Annotated in this window: 16 protein-coding genes and 1 pseudogene; 8 read left to right on the forward strand and 9 right to left on the reverse strand. The window is 59.1% G+C overall.

The features are described from left to right. The first annotated feature begins 75 nt into the window (after positions 1-75). Positions 76-1,167 (forward strand): iron-sulfur cluster carrier protein ApbC, encoded by a 1,092-nt coding sequence (apbC, locus tag RHP75_RS07930; protein ID WP_311091255.1) that lies wholly within the window; start codon positions 76-78, stop codon positions 1,165-1,167. A 108-nt stretch (positions 1,168-1,275) separates the two neighbouring features. Here the strand turns inward: apbC and RHP75_RS07935 are convergent, their stop codons facing one another. Then, entirely contained in the window at positions 1,276-1,485 is a 210-nt protein-coding gene (locus tag RHP75_RS07935) for a cold-shock protein (protein ID WP_004423761.1), read from the reverse strand. 324 nt (positions 1,486-1,809) lie between these two features. On the opposite strand from RHP75_RS07935, the gene dcd reads away from it, so the two are divergent. Then, complete coding sequence (gene dcd, locus RHP75_RS07940; protein WP_090384763.1) at positions 1,810-2,376, forward strand: dCTP deaminase; 567 nt, start codon at positions 1,810-1,812, stop codon at positions 2,374-2,376. A 59-nt stretch (positions 2,377-2,435) separates the two neighbouring features. Here dcd and nadE read toward each other — a convergent pair whose 3' ends face one another. The 5 genes from nadE to RHP75_RS07965 form a co-directional block, all read right to left on the reverse strand. Next, on the reverse strand, positions 2,436-3,263 hold the full coding sequence (gene nadE / locus RHP75_RS07945; RefSeq protein ID WP_311091261.1) for an ammonia-dependent NAD(+) synthetase: 828 nt from the start codon (positions 3,261-3,263) through the stop codon (positions 2,436-2,438). 298 nt (positions 3,264-3,561) lie between these two features. Further along, on the reverse strand, positions 3,562-6,075 hold the full coding sequence (locus RHP75_RS07950; protein ID WP_409079726.1) for a penicillin acylase family protein: 2,514 nt from the start codon (positions 6,073-6,075) through the stop codon (positions 3,562-3,564). Between the two features lie 155 nt (positions 6,076-6,230). Next, a complete protein-coding gene (locus tag RHP75_RS07955) occupies positions 6,231-6,695 on the reverse strand; it encodes a DUF2489 domain-containing protein (RefSeq protein WP_311091263.1) in 465 nt (154 codons plus the stop codon). 7 nt (positions 6,696-6,702) lie between these two features. Beyond that, positions 6,703-6,906 carry an SEC-C metal-binding domain-containing protein gene (locus RHP75_RS07960; protein WP_311091264.1) on the reverse strand — a complete coding sequence of 68 codons (204 nt, stop codon included), beginning with the start codon at positions 6,904-6,906 and terminating at the stop codon, positions 6,703-6,705. Positions 6,907-6,911: 5 nt separating this feature from the next. Then, entirely contained in the window at positions 6,912-7,403 is a 492-nt protein-coding gene (locus RHP75_RS07965; protein WP_311091892.1) for an LEA type 2 family protein, read from the reverse strand. Positions 7,404-7,515: 112 nt separating this feature from the next. Here RHP75_RS07965 and RHP75_RS07970 point away from each other — a divergent pair, with 112 nt between their 5' ends. Then, the gene (locus tag RHP75_RS07970; protein ID WP_311091265.1) at positions 7,516-8,091 is read left to right on the forward strand and encodes a hypothetical protein; all 576 of its coding nucleotides are present in this window, start codon (positions 7,516-7,518) and stop codon (positions 8,089-8,091) included. Positions 8,092-8,150: 59 nt separating this feature from the next. Here RHP75_RS07970 and RHP75_RS07975 read toward each other — a convergent pair whose 3' ends face one another. Both RHP75_RS07975 and RHP75_RS07980 read right to left on the reverse strand, forming a co-directional pair. Next, a complete protein-coding gene (locus RHP75_RS07975; RefSeq protein ID WP_311091266.1) occupies positions 8,151-8,621 on the reverse strand; it encodes a YchJ family protein in 471 nt (156 codons plus the stop codon). A gap of 4 nt (positions 8,622-8,625) precedes the next feature. Continuing rightward, the gene (locus RHP75_RS07980; RefSeq protein ID WP_311091267.1) at positions 8,626-9,123 is read right to left on the reverse strand and encodes a DUF6231 family protein; all 498 of its coding nucleotides are present in this window, start codon (positions 9,121-9,123) and stop codon (positions 8,626-8,628) included. A 437-nt stretch (positions 9,124-9,560) separates the two neighbouring features. On the opposite strand from RHP75_RS07980, the pseudogene RHP75_RS07985 reads away from it, so the two are divergent. From RHP75_RS07985 to RHP75_RS08000, 4 genes and pseudogenes are all read left to right on the forward strand, one after another. Beyond that, positions 9,561-9,914: pseudogene (locus RHP75_RS07985) on the forward strand (OmpA family protein); the annotation flags it as partial. A gap of 141 nt (positions 9,915-10,055) precedes the next feature. After that, entirely contained in the window at positions 10,056-10,778 is a 723-nt protein-coding gene (locus RHP75_RS07990) for an OmpA family protein (protein ID WP_409079712.1), read from the forward strand. 189 nt (positions 10,779-10,967) lie between these two features. Further along, on the forward strand, positions 10,968-11,276 hold the full coding sequence (locus RHP75_RS07995; protein WP_311091269.1) for a DUF1145 domain-containing protein: 309 nt from the start codon (positions 10,968-10,970) through the stop codon (positions 11,274-11,276). After that, complete coding sequence (locus tag RHP75_RS08000) at positions 11,269-12,030, forward strand: collagen-like protein (protein ID WP_311091270.1); 762 nt, start codon at positions 11,269-11,271, stop codon at positions 12,028-12,030. Before RHP75_RS07995 ends, RHP75_RS08000 begins: the two co-directional genes overlap by 8 nt. A 52-nt stretch (positions 12,031-12,082) precedes the next feature. On the opposite strand, the gene RHP75_RS08005 is transcribed toward RHP75_RS08000, so the two are convergent. Further along, positions 12,083-12,547 carry a CopD family protein gene (locus RHP75_RS08005; RefSeq protein WP_311091271.1) on the reverse strand — a complete coding sequence of 155 codons (465 nt, stop codon included), beginning with the start codon at positions 12,545-12,547 and terminating at the stop codon, positions 12,083-12,085. Positions 12,548-12,738: 191 nt separating this feature from the next. Between RHP75_RS08005 and dinG the strand changes: the two genes are divergently transcribed. Continuing rightward, positions 12,739-14,883: an ATP-dependent DNA helicase DinG gene (gene dinG / locus RHP75_RS08010; protein ID WP_311091272.1), complete on the forward strand. Its 2,145-nt coding sequence runs from the start codon at positions 12,739-12,741 to the stop codon at positions 14,881-14,883. Positions 14,884-14,926: the final 43 nt, after the last annotated feature.

The raw sequence follows: 14,926 nt of genomic DNA on the forward strand, positions 1-14,926 counted from the left end.
CCTGCCGGTGCGCGCCTATGGAGTTAGCCTGGGGTAAGATGCCCACCTGCTTTACTCAGCCTTTCGGAGCCTTCCATGAGTGTCGTTACCCGCGCAGCGGTCGAAGCCGCCTTGTCCCAATACACCGATCCGCACTTGAATCAGGACCCGGTTAGCGCTGGTTGCCTGCGTGAGGTGGATATTCAGGGTGGGCAGGTCAAGGTGCGTCTGCAGTTGGGCTACGCGGCTGGGCTGTTCAAAAGTGGCTGGGCGCAGATGCTGCAGATGGCTCTGGAAGGGCTCGACGGCGTCGAGCGTGCGCAGGTGCAGGTTGACTGCGTGATCGAAGCGCACAAAGCGCAGGATCAGGTGCCAGCGCTGGCCAATGTGAAGAACGTGATTGCTGTGGCGTCCGGCAAGGGCGGGGTGGGCAAGTCCACTACGGCGGCCAATCTGGCGCTGGCGCTGGCCCGTGAAGGTGCCAAGGTCGGCATTCTCGATGCGGATATCTATGGGCCGAGTCAGGGCATCATGTTCGGTATTCCGGAAGGCACGCGGCCGCAGGTGAAGGACCAGAAGTGGTTTGTGCCGCTCAAGGCCCATGGTGTGGAAGTGATGTCCATGGCCTTTCTCACCGACGAAAACACCCCGGTGGTGTGGCGCGGGCCGATGGTTTCCGGCGCGCTGCTGCAGCTGATTACCCAGACTGCCTGGGATGACCTGGATTACCTGGTGGTCGATATGCCGCCGGGCACTGGCGATATCCAGCTGACCTTGGCGCAGAAGGTGCCGGTGGCGGGTGCTGTTATCGTCACTACGCCACAGGATCTGGCCCTGCTGGATGCCAAGAAGGGCGTGGAGATGTTCCGCAAGGTGAATATCCCGGTGCTTGGCGTGGTGGAAAACATGGCCGTGCACATTTGCTCGAACTGCGGGCATGCCGAGCATCTGTTTGGTGAAGGCGGCGGCGAGAAGCTGGCGGCGCAGTTTGGTGTCGACCTGCTGGCCTCGCTGCCGCTGTCGATGGCCATTCGTATGCAGTCCGATGGTGGCAAGCCCACTGCCATTGCCGATCCGGAAAGCCAGATCGCGATGATCTATCAGGAAACTGCACGCAACGTCGGTGCGCGGATTGCTCAGGGCGGGGCGCAGCATGCGATGCCTTCTATTGTGATCAGCGAAGACTGATCCGGTTGTGGCGCACGCCGGTGCGCCACATCTCGTGCACAGACAAACCAGCGCCCACAAAAAAGCCCCGCACTAGGCGGGGCTTTTTCTCAAGCGGGTTAGCGCAGGTTAGACAACCTGAACTTCCTCAGCTTGCATGCCTTTCTGACCACGGGTGGCCACGAAAGTCACTTGCTGGCCTTCTTTCAGGCTCTTGAAGCCATCGCTCTGGATAGCTTTGAAGTGTACGAACAGATCGTCACCGGATTGCGGAGTGATGAAGCCGTAGCCTTTCTCATCGTTGAACCACTTAACGGTGCCAGTTTGACGATTGGACATGTGAATGTCTCCTAACAAAAGTAATAACAGCCCTGGAAAAGCCCAGGCCGGGACTGAGTGCAACGAGTACTAGGAGTCGGACGATGTTTGATCGAAATCTAGGCATCAAGTAGCGATTCGCGGTGACACATGCAGCACAGTGAGCCCACCATACCCGCTTTTAGCGCTAAGCGCGAATGCTCTGTGCATCTTTCTGTTATTTAGCGACAGACAGGCGCTTTAGCGTTTTGCGCCTGGCACTGGCTCAAGAGCCTTTGAACCCTGCTGCCGGCCCCGGTAAGATGCGTGCACTTTTCACTCTTCGCCATAAGCAGGACACCCGCCATGAGCATCAAATCGGATAAATGGATTCGCCGCATGGCTCAAGAGCACGGCATGATCGAGCCTTTCGTTGAGCGCCAGGTACGTGCCGAGGGCGCACAGCCGCTGATTTCCTATGGCGTTTCCAGCTACGGTTACGACGTGCGCTGCGCCGATGAATTTAAGGTGTTTACCAACATCAACTCGGCCACCGTCGACCCGAAGAACTTCGACGAGAAGAGTTTTGTCGATGTGAAAAGCGATGTATGCATCATTCCACCGAACTCCTTCGCGTTAGCGCGCACTGTGGAGTTCTTCCGTATTCCACGTGACGTACTGACCATTTGCCTGGGCAAGAGCACCTACGCGCGCTGCGGAATCATCGTCAACGTCACGCCGCTGGAGCCGGAATGGGAAGGCCACGTGACCCTGGAATTCTCCAATACCACTACTTTGCCGGCGAAGATCTATGCCAACGAGGGTGTGGCACAGATGCTGTTCCTGCAGTCTGATGAGGCGTGCGAAGTGTCTTATAAGGATCGTGGCGGTAAGTACCAGGGCCAGCTGGGCGTGACCCTGCCCAGAGCTTGATCGGTCGCTTTAACGAAAAAAGCCGGGCAATGCCCGGCTTTTTCATGGTTCTCAGAAACTCAGGGAACCAGCGGCAGTTCGCGCTTATGGCGAGTGGCGTCGTAGGTGCGCACGATGATGGCGTAGGCTTCCTCGCGCACGGGCTGGCCGTGGAGGAAGGCATCGATTTCCACGTAGCTGACGCCGTGGGCTTCTTCATCGGGTTTGCCGGGGCGTAGTTCTTCCAGGTCCGCTGTCGGTACTTTGAATACCAGATTTTCCGGTGCACCCAGGTGTTTAGCGATGGCCCGTACCTGGCCTTTGACCAGGCCCGATAGCGGGGCGAGGTCGCAGGCACCGTCGCCGAACTTGGTGAAAAAGCCCATCACCGCTTCAGCAGCGTGGTCAGTACCGATCACCAGGCCATTGTTGGCGTTGGCTATGGCGAATTGCGCGACCATGCGGATACGTGCCTTGATATTGCCTGTGACGAAGTCGCGGCGGGCGTCACTGAGCTTTTGCAGGTGGGTCACCTGCTCGCCGAGGCCCAGTACGCTGTCCGCGATGTTCACCGTGTCCTCTTCATCGGCACGTATGAATTTCAGTGAGTCCTGGGCGTCCTGTTCGTCGTGCTGAGTGCCGTAGGGCAGGCGCACAGCGATAAAACGGTAGGCCTGATCACCGGTTTCCGCCCGCAACTCTTCTACGGACAACTGAGCCAAGCGGCCGGCAGTCAGCGAGTCAACGCCACCACTGATGCCCAGAACCAGCACCTTGAGGCCGGAGCTGCGCAGGCACTGTTTGATAAAGGCCTTGCGCTTGTCGATCTGCGCCAGCAGTGCAGCGGTATCGGCGAAAGGCGCAACCACATCAAGGGCGGCGGCGATTTCGGCTTGGCGATTGCTCATTTCAAAGTCCTCACTGGGAGCAGAACACGTGGCTTGTGCAGTCGCGCGGCAGCAATGCGCGGCGCTACGGCATCAAACGCGATCAAAGCGCAAAGCTTACGTTGAAGTGGCTGCAAAGTGCACGCTAGAGCTTCATACAGATGCTGTTGAAGCTCTTCTGGCCGAATTGCAGGCAAAAGAAAGGGCGCTAGAGGCGCCCTAAAACGATGATGTGTGGAGTAAGTCCACTTTGTTTGAGCGGCAATCACTGAATTGGTTCAGTGATTGCCGACGAACGGTCATTTTTGGAGTGCTCCGCTCAATTGCCGGGCATCAGCAGTAGGCGTTTGTTGCCGTAGACCTTGTCGAGGTTCTGTGACTGGAACGGGAAGCTCATGTAGCTGCCTTTTAACCAGGCGTCGATACCATCAGCGTAATGCTTGCTGGCCGGGTTGCCGGACTGTCCGGAGCTGTTAACGCCGATCAATGGTTCTTCGCGACCGAAGTCCACGACGATGCGCATGGCAGGGATCAGCCAGGTATCGAAGTTCTCCCCCCATTTGTAGGCCGCAACGTTCAGCGTGCCGTGATCGCCACCGGCCGGGTAGGGGCCACGGTCGAGATAGCCCTTGATGGCGTTGATGCTGGTGCGTTGGCTGGCGCTCATGTATTGGGCAAGTTGGGTGGTCTCGGTAGTCCAGTTGTAGGTATGCAGCTTGCCCCATTGCCAGGCGCTGCGCTCACTGCCCAGTTTGCTCTCCAGCAGAGTCACGGCACCGGCCAGGCTGCGCGCGAGGATCGCGGGTTTGTCTTCGCGTTGTGCGGTGCGGGTGTCATTCCAGAATGGGCTGTCTTCACGGCCCAGCAGATGGTCGGCCTGGGCTGAATAGGAGTTGTTGGCGGTATCGACCAGCGCCTTCCAGGCCGGGCTGCTTTCCGGGCCCAGTTCGTCGAGGAAGGTGTCCCGCGCGATTTGGTAGAGGAAGGCACTGTACAGCGCGGCATCCGCCGAGCTGGCGGCCATCTTGCCGTCGAATTTCATCAGGCGGGCATAGGCCTCGCGGGCTTTGTTGCGTTCGGCTACTGGCAGGGCATCGATAGCGGCTTTCAGGCCTTCAGCCATGCCGGGTGCGCTGAACATATTCTGTAATTTGGCCACGAAGGGCGAGGTTTGGTCGTACTGCATGGCAATCATGCTTTGCGTGTCATGTTTGCCCGTTGCTGCCAATGCGGCGATCCGTTCGGCCCGCTCCGGGTAGAACCAGGAGTTGGACAGTTGCATGCCGTAGCCGCGTGGAACGGTGCGGTGGTTGGCGGTGCCCAGCCAGCCTTGCGGCGGGTCCTGATCGTAGGGGTGCAGCATCGGGTCGGCGAAGCCGTCCCAGGCGTACTGGCTGTCCCAGCCCGGCGAGGGCATTAGGCCCAGGCCGGCGCGGCGGTTGGGGAAGCGCCCGGTCACTTGCCAGCCGATATGCTGCGCATCGGCGAAGACAATGTTCAATGGCATGGCGCGCACTTCGCGGGTGGCCTCGAAGGCCTGTTCAACCGATTGCGCCCGCGACAGGTCGAAGAAGGCGTCCAGGGTCTTGTCGGCTTCGAACTGGGTGGTTTTCAGGGCCAGACCGTAGCGACTGCTCAGCTGCATGGGCTGCAGCATGTGTTTACGCTCGCCCAGTACCGAGTTCAGCAAGGGGCCGTGGCGGGTTTCGAAAATGGTTTCGCGGATCGGCCGCTGGCCTTTTATAAAGAAGGTTTCCTGGCGCTCCTGTGCGGGTAGCCATTTACCGTCGGCCAGGTAGTGCAGGCGGCCGCCTTGCTGCTTGACCTGCTCAAGGAACAGATCCTGATTGTCGCCCATGACCATGGTCATACCCCAGCCCAGTTTGCCGTTGAAGCCGGCCACTACCGCCGGTACGCCAGCAATCGATACGCCTGCGGCTTGGAACTTCGGTGAGCGAATCTGCACGAAATTCCACACTGACGGCATCGACAGCGGCAGGTGGGTATCGTTGGCCAGCAGGCTCTTGCCGCTGCGAGTGCGTTGCGGGGCGAAGGCCCAGTTGTTGGACGCTGCTACGCCGAGCATATGGGTGTCGGCGAATTGGCTGACGGCGGAACTAACCGCGTTGAGGCCGGCCAGTTGGCCCTTGAGATCGAGGCCTTTGAGTTTGTTGGCCTCGTCAAACGGCAATGGCTCGTCTGGGTAGGTTGGCAGCAGCCAAGCCAGCTGGTCGCTACCGACTTTCTGCGCAAGTACCAGTGAGGCGATTTCTTCTTGCAGGTTGACGGCCAGGCCGAAGTTCAGCAGGCAGAACACCAGCACCGAATCTTCGGCTTTCCAATAGGCCGGGCGATAACCGGACTCGGCCAAGTCCATCGGCAGTTTGTCGCGGTAGCGGAACAGGTAGGCGTTGACCCCGCGGGCATAGACTTCGAAGAACTTCTTGATGCGCGGCGAGGCATTGCTGTAGAGCACCTCGGCGCTTTTCTTAAGGTTGACCGCGCGCATGAAACGGTCCATTTCCAGCACGCCGGGGCCGGCCATTTCAGCCAGTCGACCTTCTGCCATCAGGCGTAGGCCGACCATCTGGCTGAGGCGGTCGCTGGCGTGCACATAGCCCAGGGCGAATAGCGCGTCATGGAAGGTGGTGGTTTCGATCAGTGGCATACCCAGCGGGTTGCGGCGAATCACCACGCTTTGCGCCAGGCCCTTGACCCGCACGATGCCCTGATCCGGGTGCACGCTGTCGCTGTAGCGGCTATTGAGCAATGATTGGCAGCCGGTGAGCACGACCATGGCCGTCAAGACGGCAGCGAGGCTGAGGTGGCTCATGGGGCGTAACGCGCGCGCTAGCATGCAGCAGGCTCCTTGCGGGTGGAAAACGGTCAGTTGGGGTGTGCGCTTTCCGACCGGGGCGTGGGCGCGCAGGTGCGGACGTATTACGTTAGCCAGCCGTCCTGCGCCTGACAAGACGCAGGGTGAGGGGATCAGGCGCTTCGGCGCAGTGGCGGTAGAGCCTCATCAAGCAGCCAGCGGGCGGCGGCGCGAGCAGCTGCCTTGTGTTGCAGCTCCAGTTCGCTGAAACGCTGTTCATGCTGGCGGCGCACGCTTTTCTCCAGGGCCTTCCACTCAGCGTGGGTCGGCACCTGGGCGGTTGCCGCGAACAACAGGTGAAAAACCTCACAGCGCTGATCCTTGCTGAGATTGCTGTCGTAGTTATCCAGCAGCACCTTGATCCGAATGGCGCCCTCGATCAGTGGTAACTGTCCCTCGAGCAAACTGCTGGCGAGGATATGCAGATCGCCGCCGATACGTTCGCGCTGGGTGTCGAGTGCCTCGGCCTGGGCTTTTTCCTGAGCCCAGACACGTCGCCATAGCTGCAGGGCGTACAGCGCCAGTGCGGCAATCAATACGCCGCTGCCGATCAGCACGAACAGGGTGAGGTTATTCATCGCAGGCTTATGCGCCGTGGCATTTCTTGAATTTCTTCTCGCTGCCGCACGGGCAGGGGTCGTTGCGACCAACGTCTTTCAGGGCGTTGCGCGCAGGTTCCTGGTGGCCGTGGTTGCAGTTTGGGCCATGCACGTGGCCATGATCATGGTGGTGCGCATGATCGTGGTCATGATTGCAGTCAGGGCCGTGGACGTGTTCTTGCTGGGTCATGCGAGTTACTCCGGGATGTAATCGCCGGGAATTATCTCGCCATTGCGCGACATGTGCACGCTCTGTCCGAACAACCAGCCGGTTTTTACCGCACCTTGCAGGCGGTAGGGAATGGGTTGGTCAGGTTTTTCCAGGGCTTTGACGATCTGCCGCAAGTGGCGCCAGAGGTTGGTGCGCACCGGGATGGAGAAGTTGTGGTGGCCGTGAGCAGGCACAGTAAACGAAACGCTGGATTCACCTTCAGCCAGCTTGACCTGGTTCAGATGCACCAAGTAATCCATCCCGCGTACCGGCAGGCTGAAGTTGTTGGGGTTATCGATGCGAAAGCGCAGCGTGAAATGCTGCTCCAGCAGTTTGGCTTTTACGACGTCGACTTTAACGAGGCGTACTTCGGGCGACTTGAGATCGCCAGGAGAGGAGCAACCGCTAAGGCCCGACAGGAGGCCAAAAAACATCAATAGGCTGAGAATTCTTATCGTTTGCGCCTGATAAAACATTGCATACTCCGAATGACGCATCAGTGTAACAAGCAAGTGCTTGGCTGCAACCTGTTGTGACGGTAAAAAAACCTGCGCCATACTGAGCAACGAATAGGACAGGAGTATGACCATGGCTCGCTACGAAATTGCCTTCAGTGCGCAGTTGGTTCCGGGGGCCCAACTGGAGCTGGTGAAAGCTAACCTGGCCAAGCTGTTTCAGGCGGATGAGCAGCGGCTGGCGCTGCTGTTCTCGGGGCGGCGCATTGTGATCAAAAGCAATCTGGATGCGGCAGGGGCGGAAAAATACCGCTCGACCCTGGAGCGCGCTGGGGCTGTTGCCGAAGTGGCATGCCTGGATGATGAGACCGAAGAAATCGAGTTGGCCGCGCCGCCTGCTGTAGCCGCGGCTCCAGTTGCCGCGCCGGCTGCGTCACCTGTTGAGGCAGCGGTTACCAGCAAATCAGCGGGGCGCCTGCAGGTAGCTCCGCGTGATGAATATATGGCTGCGTTTGCGGAAGTGGATGCCCCGGATTTTGGCATTGCGCCATTGGGTGACGATGTACAGGATGGCAAACCACCGGTGCAGGCTCCGGCCCTGGATTTGTCGCAGTTCAGCCTGGCACCGCCCGGCAGCGATATGGGCGAGGCGAAAAAAGCCCCGGCCGGGCCGCCGCCGGATATCTCTCATCTGAAATTGCAGGATTAGCTTGAGCGTGCAGAAAGTACTTTATTGCCGCTTTCTGCGCGATCAACCCGCCTCAGTCGTCAGAAATAGCCGGCACAGCACTTCTTGAACTTCAGCCCGCTTGCGCAGGGGCAGGCGTCGTTGCGACCAAGTTTCAGCTCAACTGTTGGGTCAATGAAATACCAGTTGCCCTTATTGCGCACGAATGCCGAGCGTTCACGGTGGCTGCGTTCACCGCCCTCATCACGCCAGTGGGCGGTAAAAGTGACATAGGCGTGCTGCGGTTCACCATCAATCAGCTGCGTTTCATCAACCTCAAGTCCGAGCCAGGTACTGCCCAGGCTCCACGCGCGAATAGCCTCGTGGTCGAGGCCTGCTTGCTGGGCCGGTAATGTGCTGTGCACCAAGTAATCGATCAGCCCCAGGGCATAGGCGCTGTAACGCGAACGCATCAAGGCTTCGGCGCTGGGCGCCGGAGTACCTGCGTGATAAAGGCCGCAGCAAGCTGCCAGCAGTTGGCCGCTGCCGCATGGGCAGGTTGTGCTGCTCATGGGCTTACCACCAGTACTTGCCGAAATTTTCCGGGTTGGCCCAGAACTTGGCGTTCAGCCAGTCGGGTACTTGCTTGTAGTCGAGCAGGTCATAGGTGAACAGGTTAAGTGTCTGTTCATCGCGCTGGAAACACTCACTGGCCTGCAGTGCGAGGGCAAAGAAGTCGGTCTCTTGCCAGTCACAGGCGTGCAAATCGACCAGTACAGCCATGCGGCTGGCATTTAGGTTACGAATGCCACCGAGCAGCTCTAGCCCGGTGCGTTTCGGCAAGTGCTCAAGGCAGTCGACAATCAGCGCCAGATCGAAACGTTGGGCGGCCACTTCATCAGGCAGGGCGCCTGCATCCGCGTGCACCAAGTGGCAACTTGGATGAGCCTGGATAAATGCATCAATCGCAGGTAGTTTTCGGCTACCGACTACCAACAGGCGTTCTGGCGTGTAGCGTGCCAATAGGGCGGCAAGGGCTTGCTGGGGTGTTCGGGTGGACGGGGTTGCAGGCATAACGGCTCCTCGCTCAAGTGCGCAAAGACTAACGTGCTGCAGCAGTGCGGCCTAGTGCGGATCGTGCTAGTAATGTGTTTGCATATTCTCTGGCATATTTTGTTACTGGCGTCTTTACTTCGTCAGTATCGGTTTTTGCCGATTTACCAATAGGAGACGTATATATGAGCATCACCAGGAAAGCATTACCCCTGATTGTCGCGAGTACCTTTTTGACCGGTTGTGCCGGGCTGCAGAAAACGGATTGGCCAACCTGTGCCGCGATCGGCGGTGTGGGCGGTGCTGCTCTGGGCGCTATTGAAAGCTCTACCTGGGCTGGCGGTGGTGCAGTCGTTGGCGCTGGCATGGCCGCTGCGTATTGCTGGGTGCATGGTGCCAGTGATGAGCAGGTTGTTGTGGTTGAAGAAGTGGTTGAAGAAGTTGTAGTTGCCGAACCAGCTGAAGCCGTACGTGTAGAACTGGACGTCAAGTTCGACTTCGACAAGGCTCAGGTCAAACCAGAAAGCTACGGTGACATCAAAAACCTGGCTGACTTCCTGACTCAATATCCACAAACCACCACCGTGGTTGAAGGTCATACCGACTCCGTCGGTAGTGACGCTTATAACCAGACTCTGTCCGAGCGTCGTGCCAATGCGGTGCGTGATGTACTGGTTAATCAGTATGGCGTAGGCAGCGATCGCGTTAACGCTGTGGGCTATGGTGAAACTCGTCCGGTTGCGGACAACGCCAGTGCTGACGGCCGTGCCGTGAACCGCCGCGTAGAAGCAGAAGTAGAAGCTCGTCCTTGATCGTCTGACTCCAGACTTTCTGAAGAAAACAAGCCAGACCCTCCGGGGTCTGGCTTGTGCAGCTTGAAGGGTAGGTCTTTACTCCTTAATTACCGGCAGTAGCCGGCATTACAGGAGATTTCTACCATGAGAGTTAGATCCATGATGGGGGTAGCCCCCATTCTCTTGGTCAGTAGTGTTCTTTCAGGTTGTGTCACAACTTCCAGTACGGGAGATGCGCCGCTCAACCAAGGGAACTGGCCCCTGTGCAGTGCAATTGGCGGTCTGACCGGTGCAGGTCTGGGCGCAATCGAAAGTTCTACGTGGGCAGCAGGTGGTGCCGTGGCCGGCGCGGTCATTGGTACGCTGATTTGTTACGCCCAAGATGGTGATGACGACGACGACGGTGTGTTTGACCGCCGCGATCGTTGCCCTGGTACTCCTCCAAATACGCCGGTGCATCACAACGGCTGTCCGATCAAGGAATATGCCAGTACACCTGCCGAAGCAGAGCCTGAGCCCATCGAAATGGTGGAATCGGTTCGGGTGGAACTGGATGTGAAGTTCGATTTCAACAAATCCGACGTCAAAGAAGACAGTCAGGCGGATATCAAGAGCCTTGCTGACTTTATGAAACAGTACCCGCAAACCACTACGACCGTTGAAGGACATACTGACGCTGTAGGCAGTGATGCCTATAACCAGGGGCTGTCTGAGCGGCGTGCCAATGCGGTGCGTGATGTGCTGGTCAATCAGCATGGCATCGACAGTGGCAGGGTTTCCTCTGTTGGATACGGTGAGTCGCGGCCGGTTGCTGATAATGACAGCGAGTCCGGGCGGGCAATCAATCGTCGTGTTGAAGCGGAGGTCGAAGCACAGCCGTAGCTGATGTGATGCGCTGGCAGGCCGTTGCGAACCTATCTCTTTGGTTCGCAACGGCCTGCCAGCGAGAGAGCGGTTTCAACCCAGTAAAAGCTGTGAAGGCATTTGGCCTCCATGGTTTTTACTGGTCTTCTGGCAGCACACTCCCAAAGCAGATAAGGTGCAGCAAAATAAAAACTGCCGGGGGCGGATATGAAGACATTTCTGACGTTGGGTAAGGTGCTGACGGCATTGTTCTGGGGCGTTGTACTGGCAAATCTGCTGCAACCCTTTGCACAACCTTTTGCGCTGCTGTTGAACAGCGCCGGGGCTTTTATTCTGCTGATCCATGTGCTTGAACTGTGGTTCTTTGACAAGCGCATTGCCGCTTGCCCCAAGCCTGTTCAGGAGCGTGTGCAGGTCATGCTATTTGGTATCTTTCAGTTGCTTGGGTTGCCGGCGGAGCAAGCGCCTGTAGTCGAGCCTGAGCAAGCGCTGCCGATGGAGGCCGAAAATGCGTAAGCTGCTCGTACTCGCCGCGTTATTCAGTCCACTGGCACTGGCCCAGGCTGTGATTGAAGTCGACTCCCATGCGGTTATGCGTCTACCAAGCAATACCAGCGTATTACTGCTGGATCGTCTGGAAATTGCCGACCACGGTACCTTGTTGATCCCCCCCGGTCTGACCGAAATTCGTGTGGCGCAGCTAACTCTGGGTCGCGATGCGCGTCTGGCAATTGCTCCCAGTGATCAGGCACTGCGTCTTGAAGTGGACACTGCCGAGATTGCCAGCGGTGCTCAGATCAGTGCGCGCGGCGCCCGGGGCAGTGCTGAAAAACCGGCGTTGCCAGGCCGCAACCTGAGCCTGCGTTTGCAGGCCGTGACCCTGGAAAGCCTGGTGCTGGATGCCCGCGGTGGTACAGGGGCGCCTGGCTATGCGGGTCTAGCTGGCGCCGATGGCAAGCCAGCTGGTTGCACCTGGGGTGAAGCCAGTCGCGGCCATGATGGTTTGAATGGTGGGGACGGTCAGCCGGGTGCTGCTGGCGCGCAGGTGCGCCTGGAAGTCCCGCAGGGCTTTCCGGTTGAGCAGTTGCAGGTGCGTCTGGATGGCGGTAGCGGCGGTCAGCCGGGCGCGCCTGGTGCGGGCGGTCAAGGCGGCGTGAGCAAGGGCTGCTGGTTGTACAGCACTGATGGCGCGCGCGACGGCAAGCCTGGGCAGGCCGGCCAGCCTGGTGAGCCAGGCCCAGCGGGCGCTCTGAATGTCGTGCAGTTCTAACCGGTAATGTGTGTCTAACCGCTGCCCTCGGGCAGCGGTTGCTTGAGCGCCGTTAGAACGAAGGGCGGATGCCGGCGATTGTGACCACCAGCAACCCCAGCAGCAGGTTAATGCCGACCAGTCGGCGAATACGCCCAAGCACGGCGCCGCCATTCGGCCAATCCTCTGCCGCTACAGCGCGGCGCAGTTCAGGCAGTTGCAGGGCCTGGATGCGCAGAAACAGCGCCAACATGGCGATATACAGCCCCATCATGATGTGCACGTAGCGCGGCGCGGTATCGAAACCGCTAAAGCGCAGGTGCAGCATGCCCACGCCGGTGACCGGCAGCACAATCACCGCCGCCCATACCCAGTAGAAAAACCGCGGAAAGACCTCCAGCCAGAGTTTTAGACGGGTTGGGGCTTCCAGTGCGGCGACGGCTGCTGGGCGCAGGATCATCCATGCGAAGAACATACCGCCCACCCAGATCAGGGCGGCGAGCAGGTGCAGGCTGTAGACGAAGGCGTAAGGGGTCATGCAGGCACTCCTGTTGGTTAAAAATCTATTTCCGATCTGCCGCGCGTTGGCCTTGCGGGCTAGAAACAGGCTCTAGCTCGCGAGATCGTAAACAGGTTCTAAGCGGTTCAGCGCTGGATCGATTAGCGCGCTATGATAGCCGCCGATTACAAACACTGAAAATTTATCCAGCCTTTTCGCGCCAAGATCCCATGCTCAGTACCGAACTCAAGTCCCAGATCCAGGGCGCCTATTCCCGTTTTCTCGAAGCCAAGTCGCTCAAACCGCGTTACGGTCAGCGCCTGATGATTGCTGAAATCGCCAAGGTGCTGGGTGCGATCAAGGCTGACGACGAAGGCCGGCGCTTGGGTGATCCCGCAGTGGTCGCGGTTGAGGCCGGCACCGGTACGGGCAAGACCGTGGCCTACAGCCTGGCGGCGATTCCCACTGCCAAGGCGGCGGGCAAGCGTCTGGTGATCGCCACGGCCACCGTAGCCCTGCAAGAGCAGATCGTGCACAAGGATCTGCCGGACCTGATGCGCAATAGCGGGCTGAATTTCAGCTTTGCCCTGGCCAAGGGCCGAGGGCGTTATCTGTGCCTGTCCAAGCTGGATATCCTGTTGCAGGAAGGTCAGGCGCAAAGCGCCACCGCCCAGCTGTTCGAAGAAGAAGGTTTCAAGATTGATGTGGATGAGCAGAGCCAGAAGCTGTTCACCACGATGATCGAAAAACTCGCCGGCAATAAATGGGACGGCGATCGTGACAGCTGGCCGGAAGAGCTGGAAGACACACGCTGGTCGCAGCTGACCACCGATCACAGTCAGTGCACCAGCCGCCATTGTCCTAACTTTCAGCAATGCGCCTTCTATAAGGCGCGTGAGGGCATGGGTAAGGTCGACGTCATTGTCACCAACCACGACATGGTCCTGGCCGACCTGGCCTTGGGTGGCGGGGCGGTGCTGCCGGACCCGCGCGACACCCTTTACGTGTTCGATGAAGGCCATCACCTGCCTGACAAAGCCATTGGCCATTTCGCCCACTTTACCCGCTTGCGTTCGACTGCCGATTGGCTGACTCAGATCGACAAGAACCTGACCAAGTTGCTGGCACAGAACCCGCTTCCGGGCGATCTAGGCAGGCTGATCGAGCAGGTGCCGGAATTGGCGCGGGAGCTTAAAACCCAGCAGCAATTTATGTTCGCCGCCTGTGAGCAGGTGGCCGATTTCAAACCGGGCGAAGATATGCAGGGCCGCGAGCGGCCGCGCCATCGCTTTATCGGCGGTGTGGTGCCGGAGCACTTGACCGAGCTGGGTCTGGAGCTGAAAAAGGGTTTTTCCAAGCTCAATGATCTGTTCACGGGCGTAACGGAACAGCTCAAGGAGGCCATGGACGGTGAGGGCGCTGTCGGTATTGCCAGTCACCAAGCCGAGGAGTGGTACCCGTTGTTCGGCAGCCTGCTGGCGCGGGCCAAGGGCAACTGGGAGCTGTGGCTGGCCTTTACTGCTGAAGACCCCGAGGAAAGCCCGCCGATGGCGCGCTGGCTGACCCTGGCCGACAGCGGTGCGCTGTTCGATATCGAGGTTAACGCCAGCCCGATCCTGGCGGCGGAAACCCTGCGGCGTAATTTGTGGAATGTCGCCTATGGCGCCCTGGTGACCTCGGCGACCCTGACGGCGCTAGGCACCTTTGATCGCTATCGCATGCGCGCCGGCCTGCCGAAAGTGGCAGTTACCACCGTGGTGCCGAGCCCGTTCCATCATGCCGACGCCGGTGTGCTGCGGGTACCCAACCTGAATGCCGATCCGCGTGATGCGGTGGCGCATACGGCGGCGATCATTCGCGATCTACCGGGTCTGGTTGAGGGCTCGCGCGGCACCCTGGTGCTGTTTTCCTCGCGTAAGCAGATGCAGGAAGTCTTCGACGGCCTGGAGCGCGACTGGCGCAAACGAGTGTTTATCCAGGGCAACCTGTCCAAGCAGGAAACCCTGAACAAGCACAAGGCGCGAGTCGATTCCGGTGAGGAAAGCGTGCTGTTTGGTCTCGCCAGCTTCGCTGAGGGTGTCGACCTGCCGGGTGCCTACTGTGAGCATGTAGTGATCGCCAAGATACCCTTCGCTGTGCCAGATGATCCGGTGGAAGCGGCCCTGGCCGAGTGGATCGAAGCACGTGGCGGCAACCCCTTTATGGAAATCGCCGTACCAGATGCGTCGCTGCGTCTGGTGCAGGCCTGCGGCCGACTGCTGCGTACCGAAGCGGATCGCGGCATTATTACCCTGTTGGACCGGCGCGTGGTCACCCAGCGCTACGGCAAGTCGATTCTCAATGCCTTACCGCCATTTCGTCGGGAAATCAGTTAGCTGCGGCCCAGTAAGCAACTCGTTGAGCCTTATCGGCTCCAAA

It is taken from the genome of Pseudomonas sp. SG20056 (assembly GCF_031764535.1).
GTDB lineage: Bacteria > Pseudomonadota > Gammaproteobacteria > Pseudomonadales > Pseudomonadaceae > Aquipseudomonas.